Raw genomic sequence first — 16,175 nt, 5'->3', positions numbered from 1 at the left:
GCTATTATTTTTGCGTACTTTTATTTTTTGGTGGTTATCTCATTGTGTCTAGAATCTCTGTCATTATTCCGACCTACAACCGCAAAGATTACCTGTCCGAGGCGATCGCAGCTATTCAGGCGCAGACCCGCCCGGTAGATGAAATCATCGTCTGGGATGATGGATCAAGCGATGGCACAAGCGAAGCCATCGCACAAATCACAGACCCCAGATTACAATATCATCAGGCACAGAACGCCGGAAAATCGGCTGCGCTCAATCAGGCAATGCAGCATGCGACGGGCGATTACATTTGGATCTGCGATGATGATGATCTCGCAGAGCCGGGCGCCGGCGCACATCTGGCGATGGTCTTGGACACCAATCCAGATGTTGGCGTCGCGGGCGGATGTTATCAGCGGTTCAGCGACACTGATACTGGACGCGACATTATCGGCCCCGGCTATTGGCCCGATCTGTCCCAAGGCACCCCGCTGCGCCACATCCTCGAAGACATCTACCTGTTTCAAAATGCCACGATGGTTCGCCGTACTTGCTATGACCAGGTCGGCCCCTTTCGCGAAGACCTGGCCCGTTCGATCGACTATGAAATGCTCGTGCGGCTTGCGACCCGCTACCCTATTCAAATGACCCAAGATCACCTGTTCTTGCAGCGCAAACATGATGGCGACCGTGGTCCAGCGAAATTCCGGCATGCCGCTTCGGCGGTTGAAAATGTCTGGGCCGCGCAGGATCGGGTGGTCTTTAACAGCCTTTCCGATCACCTGCCCTTGTCGTTGTTCGAGGCGATGTTTTCAGGCCCTGCCCCCAATGTCGCGCGCGCTGCACTGCTTCAGCGGGCATGTATTTACACGCGACATGATCTCTGGAACCACGCCATCGACGATCTGACTGCAGCCACCAAAATTGCCGGGGCAGACGATCTAGGCCCAGTCGAGGCCGATATTTGCAGGCGCGCCGTATCGGGCAAGCACGGCGTATATCTCACCCCCGATCACATGCACCGTATCACACAGCTCAAACGGGGTTCTGAGGCCGGTCAACAGATTACGCGCAGTTTGGGGCGTGGGCTTCTGTGGTCTTTGCGCAAGGCAATCACGAACCGCGACGGCCCCGAGACCCTCAGGCTCTTGCGTATTCTGCGATGCACCGGGCTTCAGATGAAACCCAAGCAAAGCACATCATCCGTCGCCGAAGTCAGCAGCCTCGCGCTGAGCGCCTATGACTGGTAACTCAAGCAGAGCCACAATCGCGTTCTTTGGCCATAACGCGAACGAACCCGCCGTGCGTCGGCGCGCGCAGTTCTTTCAAACCGCAGGCGCCACCGTCATCGGTATCATGCCCCATCGGGGCGAGCCAAAACCCGCACCATTCGATGTGATTTCCTTGGGCGAAACACGCGACAACAGCTATCTGGCGCGGCTCGGCACCGTGGTGAAAAGCCTAACAATGCGGCCATGTACGATCCCCCAATTGCACGACATTGACGTGCTCTATGCCCGCAACCTTGATATGCTGATCTGCGCACACGCCTTTCGGCTACGACATCGGCTACGGGTTCCGATTGTCTATGAATGCCTAGATATCCATGCGCTTCTGATCGGGTCTGGACGCGCCGCATCCGCCTTGCGTCGGCTCGAAGGGGCACTGCTCCGCAAGAGCGATACGCTGGTCTATTCCTCCGAGCGCTTTGTCGATCAGTATTTCGATATCCACCACCCCGGAACCTATCAAAAAATCCTTGTTGAAAATCGCATAAACCCCGCAGACGTGCCGCCACGCCCAACAGCAATCAGTACAAACCCTGACACCGCGCTCAAAATCGGGTGGATCGGCAATCTGCGGTGCTGCAAATCTCTTGAACTTCTTAAACAAATCGGTCGCGATTTCGCACCAAATGTCGAAATTCACATCCATGGCTATCCGGCACAGAATGTCTTTCCAGACTTCGGCGGCGATATCAAAGATGCGCCGGGCGTCACCTATCACGGGCCCTATAACGGCGCGCAGGATTTAGCGGCCATTTACAGCAGTATCGATGTGGTATGGGCAACAGATTGGTACGAAGCCGGGCATAACTCTGTCTGGCAAATTCCAAATCGACTGTATGAGGGCGGATATTTCGGCGTGCCTGCCATCACGTTGAACGGCACAGAAACTGGGCGCATCGTACAATCGTGGGGCGCAGGCTGGCAGTTCGACGCACCCGCCCAAGAAACCGTCCCCGCGCTTATCCAAACTCTCGTGAACGACCGCGCACAGATCGCAGCCAAGGCCAATGCCCTGCTTTCGCTTCCAATGGCGACATTTGTCGAAACGCCTGAAGACACGCGCAGTTTTATCGCCAAAATTATCGCCTCGGCATCGTGACATTCGACACGGGCGTTGCTACCCCTACGGCTGATCACAAGAATATTAGATCGCCTAGTATAACCGCGAGTGCCTTGAATGAACGACGACCACCAGAACGACTTTGCCAAACGCCTTGAGCGCATTCAAAATCGCACCGGGGAATACGGATCACCCATTGAAACAGTTGGCGAAACACGTGGCAAAGACAAGGTAATCGCCGGATATGTCTTTCTTGTTGGTCTGCTGATGATATTGGGTGGCGGTTTCTATGGCCTGTTCAGCTCGGGAAAAATTGAAGAGTGGCAAACAACAATCACCGCCAAAATCGACGATCTGACAACAATCGAAATGAACCCGCTGTCTGGTCTGGGCGAGGCGGTGCTAGAATCTGCCTTCGAAAACCAACAAGCAAAGACACAAGACACGCTGGCAGAGCGCGAAGCGCAAAGGCGGAACACGCTGATCGCTCCCTCTCGCGATTGGCGAGAGCAAACTTCGACAGATCCACGCGTTACCGAGCGTATGGGCCCCAGCTACGGCCTAGGTTACGCAGTCAGCCAGTTGGGCAATCCGATTTCAACGAACACCATTTACGCAAATTTCACCCCGACTGGGCCAAGCTCAACGCTCGGCGCGATTGAGACATTCGATGCAAACGAAACCTGCACATTAAAACCGGTTGGGGCCGCGCAAAAATTCGTCAACATCAACATCGGCCGCACCAATTTCTACGCTCCAATCCAACGGACGGACACTGCAAACACGAACGAAATCATCAATAAGGCTGCAAGAGATGCTCTCGACGATGGCCACACCCCAGGGATGATCTCGGTCCCGCGCGGCCATATCAACGTTGTTGATGTCTTGATCACTGACACCTCAGGACCGCTCTATCTGGCATTGCAAAAAGCAGGTGGCGCACTGTGGAATATCCATGCAGCACCGGGCGTGGATATTGCCCATATCGCGATGATCGGTGGCGCATCTGGCGTCACGGGCAATATTGGATCAGCTACTTTTGAATCACTTACCCCCAGCCGAGAGGCGAATAACACCCAATTCTATGACTTTCGTGGACAACCCGGCGACATCGACTGCATGGCCCGCCCATTCCGTGAACCAAACATTAGCTGGGGTGCCTGGACAGGTGCAAAGAACGGGAACACTCTGGACGGTAACCTTTTGTTTGGACAGGATAAAGGGTTCGATTCCTACAATCATTGGTTCACCCAGACCTTTGGATTCAGCGCAAACGCCAACCTAATCTCTGCCGATCGCACGGGTGCAATTCTTGTTGGTGATGCACCAGATAATCCAATTGTTCTCGGTGACACGGCCACAACAGTTCACCTGCCAAGTCGTTACGAATACATCACTGGCACACCCCAAGAACGAGAAAACCAAATCATCAGCCACTACACGCAACGCGTCGAGGCGGCGGTTGGCGGCCATCATTCAATGGTCTTGCCAGAGGCTCTGGTTCTCAGCGAGACCTCCGAAGTTGTTGAAACTGAAATCTCGGGCCAGCGCCGCTCATTCGGCGACCGGATCATGAACAGCAATGACGTAGAGAGCAAAGTCAGCCTAACTGATCTAAACGCTGAGCGTCGTGTCAGTTTTCAGTCGCGGATCACACTTGATGAACTTTTGACCGAAGGTGAAGCCACACCACCCGAAGACCAACGCTACACCTACGCAATTATGCGAGCACCACGTTACATGATGCGCTATTGCGAAGACACGCTCATTGAGATCGCAACGCAATGCAAAATTTTTCGGACGACGGTCCATGATTCTGGCGATGGTGAATACCAAATACGTGCAGACTTTGCCTATATCCCGAACTATTCCATTGGCGACGTCACCCGGATCAACAATGGAGAGTTTGTCTCAGCTTTTGTGCCCGATCTGGCTGAAAGCCGGACACATCAAACCGCAGAAGAACGCCGCGCATTTCTTGTCGCGCTCAAGGATCTTTGTGACACTTTGCGTTCTGAATATAACAACTGCCTGATCGGTACTGCGGGGTTCTACTTGGATCGCCCCGCACGCTTCTCTGGCTCTGATGTTCGGTCGAATGCTTCAGGTTGGGTCGAGGTATACCTCGTCGATAACCCTTTCGAGCAACGTCAATTTGAACAACGCGTCGAAGAACTGCGCGGCGCTAACTAGACAGTTTCAGCCTTCGCAAACTGCGCAACCAAAGCTGCTCAAAGAGCTTGCCAGCAAGCGATAGCGATACGCGCGGTGGTTCCACGATCAAGCGGGTCATCGCGCCGAAATCGCGTTCATGCACCGCATCAATCAATCGCCGCCATGCCCATTCCTTGCGGGCGTCCAAACGATGCAATCGGAGTTCCGCGCGATCAGCCTCTGCCAATCCGGGCAGCAATGCCAACGCCTGATCTGCCGCAACAATAGCGCCCAAATCTGCGGTACTATGCTGCGAGCTCAGCGAATCCGCGCGATAAACCGCGAAATATCCGCAAGGGTCAATCAGGCGCATCCGGGCACCCGCCGCCAAAGCCCGCGCATATAGCAAATAATCCTCGGCCAATCGCAGGGCAGGATCGTAAGCCAGATCGTTTTTTGCAAAAAACGATCGCCGCATCAGCGGTTTAACAAAACCCAATTCACCGCGATCACCGTGTCGGCCACGACGGTTGCCGTTCACAAAGGATGCAAAGCTAATATCCACCGCGCCAATGTCAATTTTGCTCCACAACCGTTTGGACGTTGCCAGCAGGTCTTCATCGGTCACGCGATACAGATCATCCGCTAGTAGGTCGACATCATCCGCCAACGCGATCAACCGCGCTATCCGATCACTGGCCATGTGATCATCCGCATCCAGCACCGCAATCCACGGCGCGCTGCTATTCGCAATTGCCAAATTGCGCGCTGCCGCCGGACCCTTGTTTTCAGCATGGCGCAGAACCGTCACCCGACGATCCGTCTGGGCATACTCTGATGCGATGCGAAACGTATCATCGCCAGAGCAATCATCGACCACAACAATTTCAACGGGTGCAGTTTGCGCACTGGCAGACCGCAGCGCCCGCAGAATGGTCGCTTGCGCATTATACGCAGCAATTACAATCGTGGCGACAGGATCTGCGGCCAGTTGAACCATCTCACAGGCTCATTTTCTTGAAAATCCGCTCCGGGATTGAACGAATAATCAGCATAATCAGCCACCAAATGGACCGCACATAAATTACGTTCCGACGCGCCTGCACCGCGTCAAAGACCTTTTCGCCCACTTCTTCAGGCGCGGCAGTCAAGGCCTTGGGCAGGTCCATACCTTCGGTCATGCGGGTCGCGACAAACCCGGGCTTTACAGTCAGCACATGGACACCGCGTTTCGCCAGCCGATTTCGCAGACCTGAAAGAAATGCAGTAAAGCCGGCCTTTGCCGATCCATAGATATAGTTGGCCGCCCGCCCCCGGTCACCCGCAACCGAAGAAACACCAACCAGAACCCCATGCCCCGCCTCTTCCATCTGCGCGGCAAACATTCCCATAATCAACGCCGGTCCTTCATAATTCGCGCGCATGACCATCGCTGCGGCCTCTGGATCAGCTTCGCTCTGATCTTGTTCACCCATCGCACCAATGACGGACACCACCGTTCCGGGGGTATGATCCAACCCTGCGATGAACCCCGGCATCGCCGCTGTATCGAGCACGTCAAATGTTGCTGTTGTCACTTCGACATTGTGGCGCAACGCCATGTCAGCACGATTTCCCTCCAGCTTTTCAACATCACGCGCGGCCAAAACAATCGGATAGCCCGCTTTGGCAAAACGATGCGCAATCGCCAGCCCGATGTCCGAACCGCCCCCTAAAATCAAAACCGGGTCCAGTATCGCTGTGGTCATAACAAAAGCCTTTCTGATTGAGCCGAGGCAAATTGAGTGCTTAGCCCTGTCTCTTCGCGCATCTGCGCATATGCAGTTGCCCGTGGATCGGCGCAGTGCAATGTCGTCGCAGCAGTCCGGGCATCTTTGGCCAGATATACCCGCCCACCATGCGCGACAGTGATCGCGTCCAGCCGATCCAAAAGCGCGAGGCTGCGCGCATTCGCCGGAAAATCCAGCGCCAGTGTGTAACCTTCCATGGGAAATGAAAATTTACTGTCTTGCGCCCCAAATCGTTTGAGCACAGCCAAGAATGATCCCTGCCCAGTGCGTGCCGTCTCTTGCAGCATCTCGGTCAGTCCCACTTTGGATGCCGAGAGCGGCAGGACACATTGATACTGCAAGAACCCACGTCTGCCGTAGATCCTGTTCCAACCCAAAACCGCATCAAGTGGATAGAAATAGCTATCCCAATCAACATAGCTGGTCCCTTGGGCGCGTTGCCCCTTACGCCAGTAAAGCGCATTGAACGCCTTGACCGTCAGGCTGTTCAAGGCAAATCCCGGCGCATCAAAAGGCACAGATTTCTTGCCCCGCACGGGGCTATCGAATGGGCGCAAACGGTGTTGATGGGGCAGCTCTGCCGCACCCGCATGTTCACCCAACATGACCAGCGAACGCCCCAAATCTGCGCCCGAGGCCAGACAATCAATCCATGCGACAGAATAGGTCGTGCTCTTCGCGCTTTCAAATGTTTCGATGGCTGCCTGCAGGTTCTTGGCAACGATTGTCTCTTGCTTGATCCAAGCGCTCTCGATTGGGCGCAACCGAATTGCCGCGCGCACGATGACACCTGTCAGCCCCATGCCACCAACCGTCCACGCAAATAAATCGGGGTTCTCATGGCGGCTTGCGCGCTGCACTTGCCCTTCGGCATCCATAACGTCGACCCAATCGACAAAGGCCCCGAATGATCCTTCGCTATGGTGGTTTTTGCCATGAACATCGGAAGCAATAGCCCCGCCAAGCGATACAAATTTTGTGCCCGGCGTGACATAGGGAAACCAGCCACGAGGCAAATACGCGTCAATCACATCCCCAAGGATCACCCCAGCCTCAGCGACAAGCACACCAGTCTCCGGATCAAATGATATCATGCGGTTAAGCGCACGCATATCAACCGTGGCCGCCGCGCCAATCGCCGCATCACCATAAGCCCGGCCATTTCCGCGTGCGACCACGCCGCCCAGCCCGACATAGGCGCTCAGCTGACGTTCATCGCGCGGTTGACCCAGCGGCCCGGGCCGTCGGGGATAACGCCCCCACCCCATCAATTCTGATGTCTTCATCATGCGGGTTTGGTGCTTTCCACATCTGTGAATACAAAATTGCGATCCAGTTGATATTTCACCGTATAACCAATCGCCAATCCAATGACGGCACCCAGTTCGCGCATGGCATCCGTGTGCCAGATAAACCAAAATGCGGATTCCGTGATCCAGAAAATCGCCGTCGTGATCAGCCCCATTGCACTATACAACATGAACTTCTTGCCATGGGCCGCCGCCCCGGTCGAGCGATCCTCGAATATCCAGCGTTTGTCCAAGATATATTTGATCACTAGCCCGACCAAAGTTCCCATAAATACCGCTACGGCAAAACCAATGACACCGTCATTGATGCCCAAAACCAGCCGCTGCATCGCCAGATTGGCAACGGTCGCGACAATTGCAAAGGCCACATAGAGACCCAAATGCGATACCCGGCTCACTACACTGTTCCTGCAATGGCAAACCCAAAAATACACAGCGCGCATATGATCGAAATCCGATCACGTGCGGCGAAAACAACCGGGTCATCATGCATCCATCCGCGATGGGAAATCATGACCATCCGGCTCAGCCAATACAACAATACCAGACATATCCCCCATAGCGGGGTCGGATTGGCATAAAGCCCCGCAACTGCGTCTGTGTTCAAATACAACGCCATAACAAGCACCGAAACATACCCCGACGAAACCGCCATATTCGCAATTAAAGGCAGGTCATCAATTTCATAACTACGTCCATGTGCCTTTCGCTGCCCCTGCCGCTTCAGCTCGGCCTGACGTTTCATCGCAGCCAGCGATAGGAAAAAGAACATTGAAAACGCCAGCAACCAAACGGACAACGGAATACCCGTCGCCGCCGCTCCAGCGATAATCCGCAGTGTATAAAGCCCCGCAAGGGTGCAAATATCGACAATCAGTGCCCGTTTTAGGAAAAACGAATAGGCCGTGGTGACCGCGTAGTAAAACAGCATCACGCCGACGAATTGGATATTCAAAAACAGCGCCAGCCCAAATCCGACAACCAACAGCGCGGGCGCTAGTATGGTCCCCCACATCAATGGCAATGTACCGCTTGCAAATGGTCTGCGCTTCTTGCGCGGATGCACCCGGTCCGCCGCCAAATCCAACAGATCATTCAGCAGGTAAACAGAGGAGGCAACCAAACTAAACACAACAAAGGCAAGCAACGATTGCCCAATGGTCAAAGCCGTAAACTGATGGGCCGCAAGCATCGGCAAAAACACCAAGACATTCTTGAGCCATTGATGCGGGCGCATCGCCTTGAGCAGCGGTTTCACCCGGCCCTCACGGGTTTTTAGGTGGGTGCTTTGCGGGGCCTGATCATCAACGCGCGCGGCCAGTGACGGGGACACATCGACAGTCACGGCACAGGCTGAATCGCGCCAAATGTCCAAATCTGCCTCGGCATCGCCGATATAGACGAAACAGCCCTTGCCGTAGGTTTCATTGAGATAAGCCGCCTTATTCGGACCCTTTAGATTACGCACCCCGTCAGAGCCGCAAACATCGTCGAACAGATCCAAATACGTCGCAATCTGGCTGACCAATCGCTGATCCGACGCTGACACCAACGCCGTGCGCCCTCCGCGGTTGCGCCATTCTTTGATATGACGGATCACTTCTTGATTGTAGGGTAGTAAATTGGGGTCAATCGGACCCAACTGTTCCAATTCCCGCTTAAACGCTGCTTTGCCTTTGATCAGCGCGCGGGTCGCCGGCACGATATTCATCCAACGCACAGACAAGGCCGCCCAAAACGTCTCAAGCAGCATATCCGTGTGAACCAAGGTGTCGTCGAGGTCGACAACTAACGTGATACCGTCGACACTAATCGAGAGCCCCCGCGTATCATCCATAACCATCATCCCATCAAAAAATCACTGCAAAAATATACGCATTACCAGCCAAAAAGAGCCGGTGTTTAATGTCTTTTACACTGCATGATTCGGGAATCTGGTTCAAGTGCCGCAACCTTAGCGCTTGACTTAACGCCTCTGGCAACGATCATTGCTGCATTCTTACGCGCTTATTTTTCTCAATCTGTGGAATTTATTCAAAGGTTCTTCGATGACGCATAGCCCTATGACCACGGTCCATACGTATCAGCCTGATCAAGTTCTGGTTGTCGTTCCCGCCCTCAACGAAGCGAGACATATTCACGCGTGCCTGCGATCTTTGGTCGACCAAGACCCCTTTATGGCCGAAGTCAAAATTGTCGTGGCCGATGGCGGCAGCACAGATGGCACCCAAGATATCATCGCCCAATTCAAAAATGAACACAACAAGGTCCACCTGTTGAATAACCCCCAACAGTTGCAGTCTGCTGGGGTCAATGCAGCCGTCGCACATCACGCCACGCCCACGCATAAAATCGTCGTGCGATGCGATGCCCATGCCGTTTACCCTGCCAATTATGTCCACGACATCGTGCGCAGTTTCGAACGCCAGCCAAATGCGGCCTCTGTTGCGACAGTGATGGATGCGCGTGGCGACAATTGCTTTCAACGGGCCGCCGCGTGGGTTGTTGATACGCCATTTGGCTCTGGCGGATCGGCGCATCGCGGCGGGGCCAGTTCGGGCTGGGTCGATCACGCCCATCACGCGGGATTTCAGCTAGACTGGTTTCAACAAATCGGCGGCTACGATCCCAGCTTTAGCCACAATGAAGACGCCGAATACGACATTCGGCTTGGGGTCGCGGGTGGTCGCGTCTGGCTCGATGCGGATATCCGAATGGATTACCAAATGCGGCCCACGCCAATGGGCCTTATGCGACAATATTGGCGCTACGGGCGGGGCCGCGCCCGCACCGTAACCAAACACAAAATGCGGCCGCGCCTGCGCCAACTCATCCCAGTGATCAACCTATTGCTGATCACGCTTTGTCTTGGCCTAGGATTTGCGGCACCGGTCCTGTGGCTCTGGCCAATAGCCTATTTTGGGGCGCTCTTGGCGATTTCAGCGGTCGCGGTGGTTAAGCTACGATCCATATGCGGATTATGTGCGGGACTCGCGCTTTTTATCATGCACAACGCATGGGCCGCTGGGTTTTTGCGACAACTGGCCATCAGCCGTCGCAAAACCCGACAATTATTCCGGCAGCGCAGCCGTCATATTTGACAAATCAATCTGACGTTCAAACGCATTCCCATCGCTATCAAAAACGTGGCAATCCGCGCCCGAGAAACCGATCTTGATCTCGGCGCCATCGCCCAAAATCTGGGTTCCATTCAACACAAAGCAAAAGCTGTCGTCACTACCCGGCAATGACGCATAGCCGATGGTCTGCTGGCCAAGCTGCTCTACCACACCCGGCGTCACCGTCATAGATACCTGCCCCTGTCCTAGCACCACGTGCTCTGGTCGGATACCAAGGGTGACGGTCGCCCCAATCAACCCCGCACGCTGATCTTGCGGGACATCCACAGCAATTTCCAACGACTGCTCCAAACACGTCACGCGCATGCCGCTGTCTGTGACCGCCTCGACCGTGGCGGGCAACATGTTCATGCGCGGATTGCCAATGAAGCCGGCGACAAAAGTATTCTGAGGTTTATGATACAGTTCCAGCGGTGCACCGACCTGCGAAATATAACCGCCATTGAGCACCACAATCCGGTCAGCCATGGTCATCGCTTCGACCTGATCATGGGTGACATAGATCATCGTCGCGCCCAACTGCTTGTGAAGGCGGGTGAGCTCAATGCGCATATCCGCACGCAGCGCAGCATCAAGGTTGGATAATGGCTCATCAAATAGGAAAATCTCTGGTTCGCGGACAATCGCGCGGCCGATGGCAACGCGCTGGCGTTGACCACCCGACAGATTGCCGGGCTTTTGCTGCAAGCGGCTCTCGAGATGCAGAATCTCGGCGGCAGATTGGACCTTTTTGCGGATTTCGTCTTCGCGGGCGCGCTCAACCCGCAAGGGGAACGCGATGTTTTCAAAGACCGACATATGCGGATAAAGCGCATACGACTGAAACACCATCGCAATGCCGCGTTTTACGGGTGCCAAATCGTTCACACGCTTGTCGTCAATGACGATATCGCCACCCGTCGTATGTTCAAGCCCTGCAATCATGCGCAGCAATGTGGATTTCCCACAGCCTGACGGCCCCACAAACACGACAAATTCACCGTCTTGTACATCCAGCGAAACGCCTTTTACGACCTCAACGTCACCAAAATTCTTTGTGACACTCTTAAGAGAAAGCTGACCCAATGGGTTCTCCTGACGTCTACTTAGTTCTTTTGCCAACTTGGCATATTGTGGCCCAGCCACCGGCAAAATGGCGGCTGGACCACACGGGGGAACACTTACTTGTAGTCTTCCAGTTCGGCGGCGGCCTCGGTCAGCGCTTCGGCTGGCTCAGCTTCGCCTGTGACCACGGATTGAACCATCTCGATCATCACGTTCTGGAACCCTTTGTAGTCTGTGAACAGCGGCTCTGGACCACCAAAGGCAATACCGTCGATGAAAGGCTTCCAATATGGGCCATTTGCCAACATCTCATCCACGGCTGCACCGGGACGCAGCGGTGTCAGACTGGCCGCACCACCGGCTTCGTAGGCTTCTTGCACTTCACGCGATGTGATGAACTTCGCAAATTCAATTGCTTTTTCTTCGACGCCAGAACCATCAAAAATGGCCAGTGAGTCAGTGATCAACAGCGTGCCAGGACCATCGGCATCTGGGCCAAGCGGCAGATCAGTAACACCCCAGCTAATGTCAGTATCTTGCAACAAGAATGACGCACCAACCGAAGTCTGGATCATACCCACCGACCCATCAAGAAAGATCGCGCGCATTTCGTTTTGTTCATAGGCAGTCGCGCCTTCGACAGAATAAGGCACGATATCCTTATAGGCTTGCAACGCGGCAAGAACCTGTGGGCTATCCATCACAATGTTGCCATCTGCGTCGATGATTTCACCGTTGTTGGTGTAAACCCAGTGCAAGAACTGGTGCATCGTGTTGTCAAAGGTTTTAGCTGGCAAACCGTAACCGGCTACGTCAGTGTTCTCGGTGATCTGCTTGGCAAAAGCGATTGTCTCTTCCCAAGTTGTTGGCGGGGTTTCCGGGTCAAGACCTGCCGCTTCAAAGATGTCCTTGTTCCAGTACATCGCTTTGGTCGAAAACGCGATCGGCACGCCCCATTGGGTGCCCTCAAATGTCACCGTATCAACGATGTGCGGATAATAAGATGCCTGCTCCTCTTCGGTCATTGGAACTGGCACGATCAATTCGCTCAGCGCGAATTCTTTCAACGTGCGCGAACCAACATAGGCCATTGCAGCGGGGCTACCTGCGGCAGCCAAAGTGGTCGCTTTGTCCTGACACTGGGCCCAGCCGACAACCTCGGGGCTGACAGTCCAGCCTTCGTTCGCGGCTTCCCATTCTGCGATATATTGTTCGTGAACCGGATCAATGCTGTCACCACAGTAGATCCAGCTAATGTCTTCGGCGAATGTGGGCAATGCTGTCGTCCCGGCCAACAATGCACCATAAAGCGTTTTTTTCGTGAGGGTGGTCAATTTCAGTCTCCCATTGGTTTGATGTAAGTTATTGTTGTTATTGTTTAATCGCGCCCGCGGTCAGACCGCCGACAAGATATCGTTGTAAAAAGAAAATGATAACCAGCGCCGGTGCTATCCCGACAAAGCTGGCCGCCATCAATTCGTTCCAGATGACCTCTTGCTTGCCAAAATAGGCATAAAGCCCGACTGGCAGCGGCATGTATTCCGTCTTGGAGTTAAAGGTCAGTGCAAAGATAAATTGCTGCGCGTAAGCCCCAATAAAGGTCATGATCGCAACAACGATGATACCGGGGCGCGCAATCGGCAGAATCACCCGGCGGAAAGTATAAAACTGCGATGCGCCATCCATATAGGCGGCCTCGTTCAGCTCGGCGGGGATGCGCATCATGTAGGTCCGTAGCAACCAAATTGCTGAGGGGATCAAAAACGCAGCGCCCGGTACGATCATCGCAAAATAGGTATTCAACAGACCCAATGTGCGTAGCAACCGGAACAGCGGGATCAAGAGAACCGCCCCTGAAAACATTGAGACCGCCAGAAATGCACCCAATACCAACGCCATGCCTTTGAACTTGAACCGGGCAAAGGCATAGGCCGCCGGAACCACAAGAACCAAGACGATCATGGTGGCCACGCTCGAAATCAAAAGCGAGTTAAAGATGTACCAGCCAAATTTGGGCACGCTTTCCCACATGGTGCGATAAGCGGTAAACGACCCGTTCTCGGGCCAGAATGAATAGGGTGTCGAAAACAACTGTGACAGCGGCTTTAAGCTGACCAGGAACCCTTCGATGAATGGGGCGAGCATAAAGAATAGGAATACCGCGATCCCTGCGTAGATGCCGATGACTTCCCACCATTTATAGCGATCAATCATCGTGCTGGTTTTTTCGAACCGGAAAAGCTTTGCCATGTGATCGCCCCTATGCTTTCGCGGCCGCGGCCAGTTTGCGCGTCATGCGGAAATACGCGACGCAGAACAGCGACAAAAAGATACAGATCACCACAGCGCGGGCGGCACCTTCGCCGTATTTCTTGGACCCAATTGCGGTTTGATAGGTATCGATAATCATCGTTGTGGTGGAACCCGACGGGCCGCCTTGGGTCAAAATCCAAATGATATCAAAGCTGTTGAACGTCGAAATCAACGACAGCACAGACATGGTAATAATTGCTGGCGCCATCAATGGCAGGGTAATCCGGCGGAACCGCATCCAACGGTTTGCACCATCGGTCCATGCTGCCTCATATAGGTCGCGCGGAATGGATTGAATCGCGGCCAGAAAATAGATGGTGACCATCGGCACACCAATCCAAACGTCCGTCACAATTGTCGCCCAATAGGCAGTATTGCCATAGGCCAGAAATGCAACTGGCCCATCGACCAATCCAAACCGTTGTAACAACCCAGAAATCATGCCGAATTGGCCGTTATACATCCACCCCCACATGAAAATGCCAATCGCCATTGGCACAATCCACGGCGGCATCGTCAGCAAGCGGAACAAATGCCGCCCCGGCACAGCACAGTTCAGCAGAACCGCCCCAAAGGTGCCGATAATCATTTTCAACAAGACCGAAAAAGACGTCCACGTAAACGTGCGAATGATGATCTCAAGGAAATCCTTGTCAAAGATCTTTTCGTAATTGCGCCAACCGACATAATCATAGGTCCGGCGTAGTGAAGCGTTGGTAAAAGACAGCCGCAGCGTTTCAACCAAAGGCCATGCCACAATGACCAGCACATAAATGATCGCAGGCGCAAGCAACGCCCAAGCAAATATCCATGCGGCGCGGTTCTGGCTCATGCGACAAATTCCTTTTTGACCAGCGCCTCATCATACCGATCCCAGATCGGTCGCAGATCAACGACTTGACGGCTGCGACGTGCATCATCGGTCGCCAGTGCCAGAATGCCCGCCTCAAGAGCATCCAGCGGCGAAACCGGAAGCGGCCCGCCATTCATCACATGGGCGACAACTTGCGATGCCATTTCTTCGTCAGCGCCGTAATGCTGCGATAGCGCTGTTGCTTGATAGGTTTTATTGATTTTAGTTTCTTCAGATAGAACATCCGTCACCTTGAAATTGGCACGGATAAAATCACCCTCGGCCTGCCCTTTGGTGCCAAAGACCGCAAAACGGCGGAACTGATCGGGGGCATTCAGGTTGGTATGGAAATTCATCCCAACCCCGTTTGCATATTCGATAATCGCCACCTGATAGTCGATGATATCTCCATCGCTATCAAAGACCTTATCCGCACCGTTCCAGCCCGATGGCTTGCGGTGATACAGTTCCATATCATTCACCCCGTCTTCACGGGGGTCATTTTCAGGAACAAATGTCTTACGTCCGCCAAAGCTGGCCACACGCTCCGGCCGCGCACCTATCAGACCGTTATAGAGGTCCAGATCATGGCAGCATTTTTCCAACATAAAGCTGCCCGACCATTTTTCGTAACGCCGCCAATCACGCATAAAGAACGCGCCATGATAGGGATAAATATGTTCCGCCGCTTCGACAGAAACGATCTTGCCCAGCATCCCCGTATCGCGGGCGGCCAGCAAATCTTGGTAGAGCGGCGCATAGCGCAGCACCAAACCAACCATCAACTGCTCTGGCCCGAATTTCCCCATCAGCGCCGCCAGTTCATAGGTCTGTTCAATCGTCGAAACGATCGGCTTTTCGGAAAACACCTTTTTCCCGGCCTCTAGGCCAAGACGGATATGCTCTAGATGCAGATGGTTCGGCGATCCAATCATCAGCAGATCGTATCCACCAGCCTTTACCAATTCTTCTGAACTTTGATACGCCGTGCCCGGGTCAATCCCATGTTCGATCAGCGTCGCCAGACCAGCAGGCACAGGGTCGTAATATCCAACGATCTCAAAATCCGGATCCATTTCACGAAAGACGTACCCAAGGTACCCCAGTCGAAACCCAAGACCGATGATGGCGACTTTCATGCCGCGCCCCCTGCTGACGAAATTCATTTTCTTAGACTGTGCCTAATTATGACGAACCGTCAAGAAAATTTCATATATTTACGGTAAAAGACCGGATACTG

At 53.9% G+C, this 16,175-nt stretch carries 14 protein-coding genes; 4 read left to right on the top strand and 10 right to left on the bottom strand.

The window, feature by feature from the left end:
* Window positions 1-44: 44 nt before the first annotated feature.
* From TW80_RS17700 to TW80_RS13725, 3 genes are all read left to right on the top strand, one after another.
* The gene (locus tag TW80_RS17700; RefSeq protein ID WP_052700992.1) at window positions 45-1,232 is read left to right on the top strand and encodes a glycosyltransferase family 2 protein; all 1,188 of its coding nucleotides are present in this window, start codon (window positions 45-47) and stop codon (window positions 1,230-1,232) included.
* Window positions 1,222-2,370, top strand: a complete 1,149-nt coding sequence (locus tag TW80_RS13730) for a hypothetical protein (RefSeq protein WP_052700991.1) — start codon at window positions 1,222-1,224, stop codon at window positions 2,368-2,370. Before TW80_RS17700 ends, TW80_RS13730 begins: the two co-directional genes overlap by 11 nt.
* Window positions 2,371-2,448: 78 nt before the next feature.
* Complete coding sequence (locus tag TW80_RS13725) at window positions 2,449-4,524, top strand: hypothetical protein (RefSeq protein ID WP_045998004.1); 2,076 nt, start codon at window positions 2,449-2,451, stop codon at window positions 4,522-4,524.
* On the opposite strand, the gene TW80_RS13720 is transcribed toward TW80_RS13725, so the two are convergent.
* The 5 genes from TW80_RS13720 to TW80_RS13700 are packed head-to-tail and all read right to left on the bottom strand — an operon-like array spanning window position 4,517 to window position 9,422.
* The gene (locus TW80_RS13720) at window positions 4,517-5,485 is read right to left on the bottom strand and encodes a glycosyltransferase family 2 protein (protein ID WP_052700990.1); all 969 of its coding nucleotides are present in this window, start codon (window positions 5,483-5,485) and stop codon (window positions 4,517-4,519) included. The genes TW80_RS13725 and TW80_RS13720 overlap by 8 nt on opposite strands.
* A 1-nt stretch (window position 5,486) precedes the next feature.
* The gene (locus tag TW80_RS13715; protein ID WP_045998003.1) at window positions 5,487-6,233 is read right to left on the bottom strand and encodes an SDR family oxidoreductase; all 747 of its coding nucleotides are present in this window, start codon (window positions 6,231-6,233) and stop codon (window positions 5,487-5,489) included.
* Window positions 6,230-7,564, bottom strand: coding sequence for an FAD-binding oxidoreductase (locus tag TW80_RS13710; RefSeq protein WP_045998002.1), 1,335 nt, complete (start codon window positions 7,562-7,564; stop codon window positions 6,230-6,232). The genes TW80_RS13715 and TW80_RS13710 overlap by 4 nt, the downstream gene beginning before the upstream one ends.
* Complete coding sequence (locus TW80_RS13705) at window positions 7,561-7,983, bottom strand: GtrA family protein (protein ID WP_045998001.1); 423 nt, start codon at window positions 7,981-7,983, stop codon at window positions 7,561-7,563. Before TW80_RS13705 ends, TW80_RS13710 begins: the two co-directional genes overlap by 4 nt.
* Window positions 7,983-9,422 (bottom strand): UbiA family prenyltransferase, encoded by a 1,440-nt coding sequence (locus TW80_RS13700; protein WP_045998187.1) that lies wholly within the window; start codon window positions 9,420-9,422, stop codon window positions 7,983-7,985. The genes TW80_RS13705 and TW80_RS13700 overlap by 1 nt, the downstream gene beginning before the upstream one ends.
* Before the next feature lie 211 nt (window positions 9,423-9,633).
* On the opposite strand from TW80_RS13700, the gene TW80_RS13695 reads away from it, so the two are divergent.
* Entirely contained in the window at window positions 9,634-10,686 is a 1,053-nt protein-coding gene (locus tag TW80_RS13695) for a glycosyltransferase family 2 protein (RefSeq protein ID WP_045998000.1), read from the top strand.
* Here TW80_RS13695 and TW80_RS13690 read toward each other — a convergent pair.
* The 5 genes from TW80_RS13690 to TW80_RS13670 form a co-directional block, all read right to left on the bottom strand.
* Window positions 10,657-11,790, bottom strand: coding sequence for an ABC transporter ATP-binding protein (locus TW80_RS13690; protein WP_045997999.1), 1,134 nt, complete (start codon window positions 11,788-11,790; stop codon window positions 10,657-10,659). The two genes, TW80_RS13695 and TW80_RS13690, sit on opposite strands and share 30 nt — an antisense overlap.
* Before the next feature lie 95 nt (window positions 11,791-11,885).
* Window positions 11,886-13,103 (bottom strand): ABC transporter substrate-binding protein, encoded by a 1,218-nt coding sequence (locus tag TW80_RS13685; RefSeq protein WP_045997998.1) that lies wholly within the window; start codon window positions 13,101-13,103, stop codon window positions 11,886-11,888.
* Between the two features lie 37 nt (window positions 13,104-13,140).
* Window positions 13,141-14,019 (bottom strand): carbohydrate ABC transporter permease, encoded by an 879-nt coding sequence (locus TW80_RS13680; protein WP_045997997.1) that lies wholly within the window; start codon window positions 14,017-14,019, stop codon window positions 13,141-13,143.
* A gap of 10 nt (window positions 14,020-14,029) precedes the next feature.
* Window positions 14,030-14,914 (bottom strand): carbohydrate ABC transporter permease, encoded by an 885-nt coding sequence (locus tag TW80_RS13675; protein WP_045997996.1) that lies wholly within the window; start codon window positions 14,912-14,914, stop codon window positions 14,030-14,032.
* Window positions 14,911-16,074: a Gfo/Idh/MocA family protein gene (locus TW80_RS13670; protein WP_045997995.1), complete on the bottom strand. Its 1,164-nt coding sequence runs from the start codon at window positions 16,072-16,074 to the stop codon at window positions 14,911-14,913. The genes TW80_RS13675 and TW80_RS13670 overlap by 4 nt, the downstream gene beginning before the upstream one ends.
* Window positions 16,075-16,175 lie beyond the last annotated feature (101 nt).

This window comes from Loktanella sp. S4079 (assembly GCF_000967725.1).
Classification (GTDB): Bacteria; Pseudomonadota; Alphaproteobacteria; order Rhodobacterales; family Rhodobacteraceae; genus Yoonia.
Note: the sequence above shows the minus strand (reverse complement) of the source record. Positions and strands in the feature narration are given on the sequence as shown.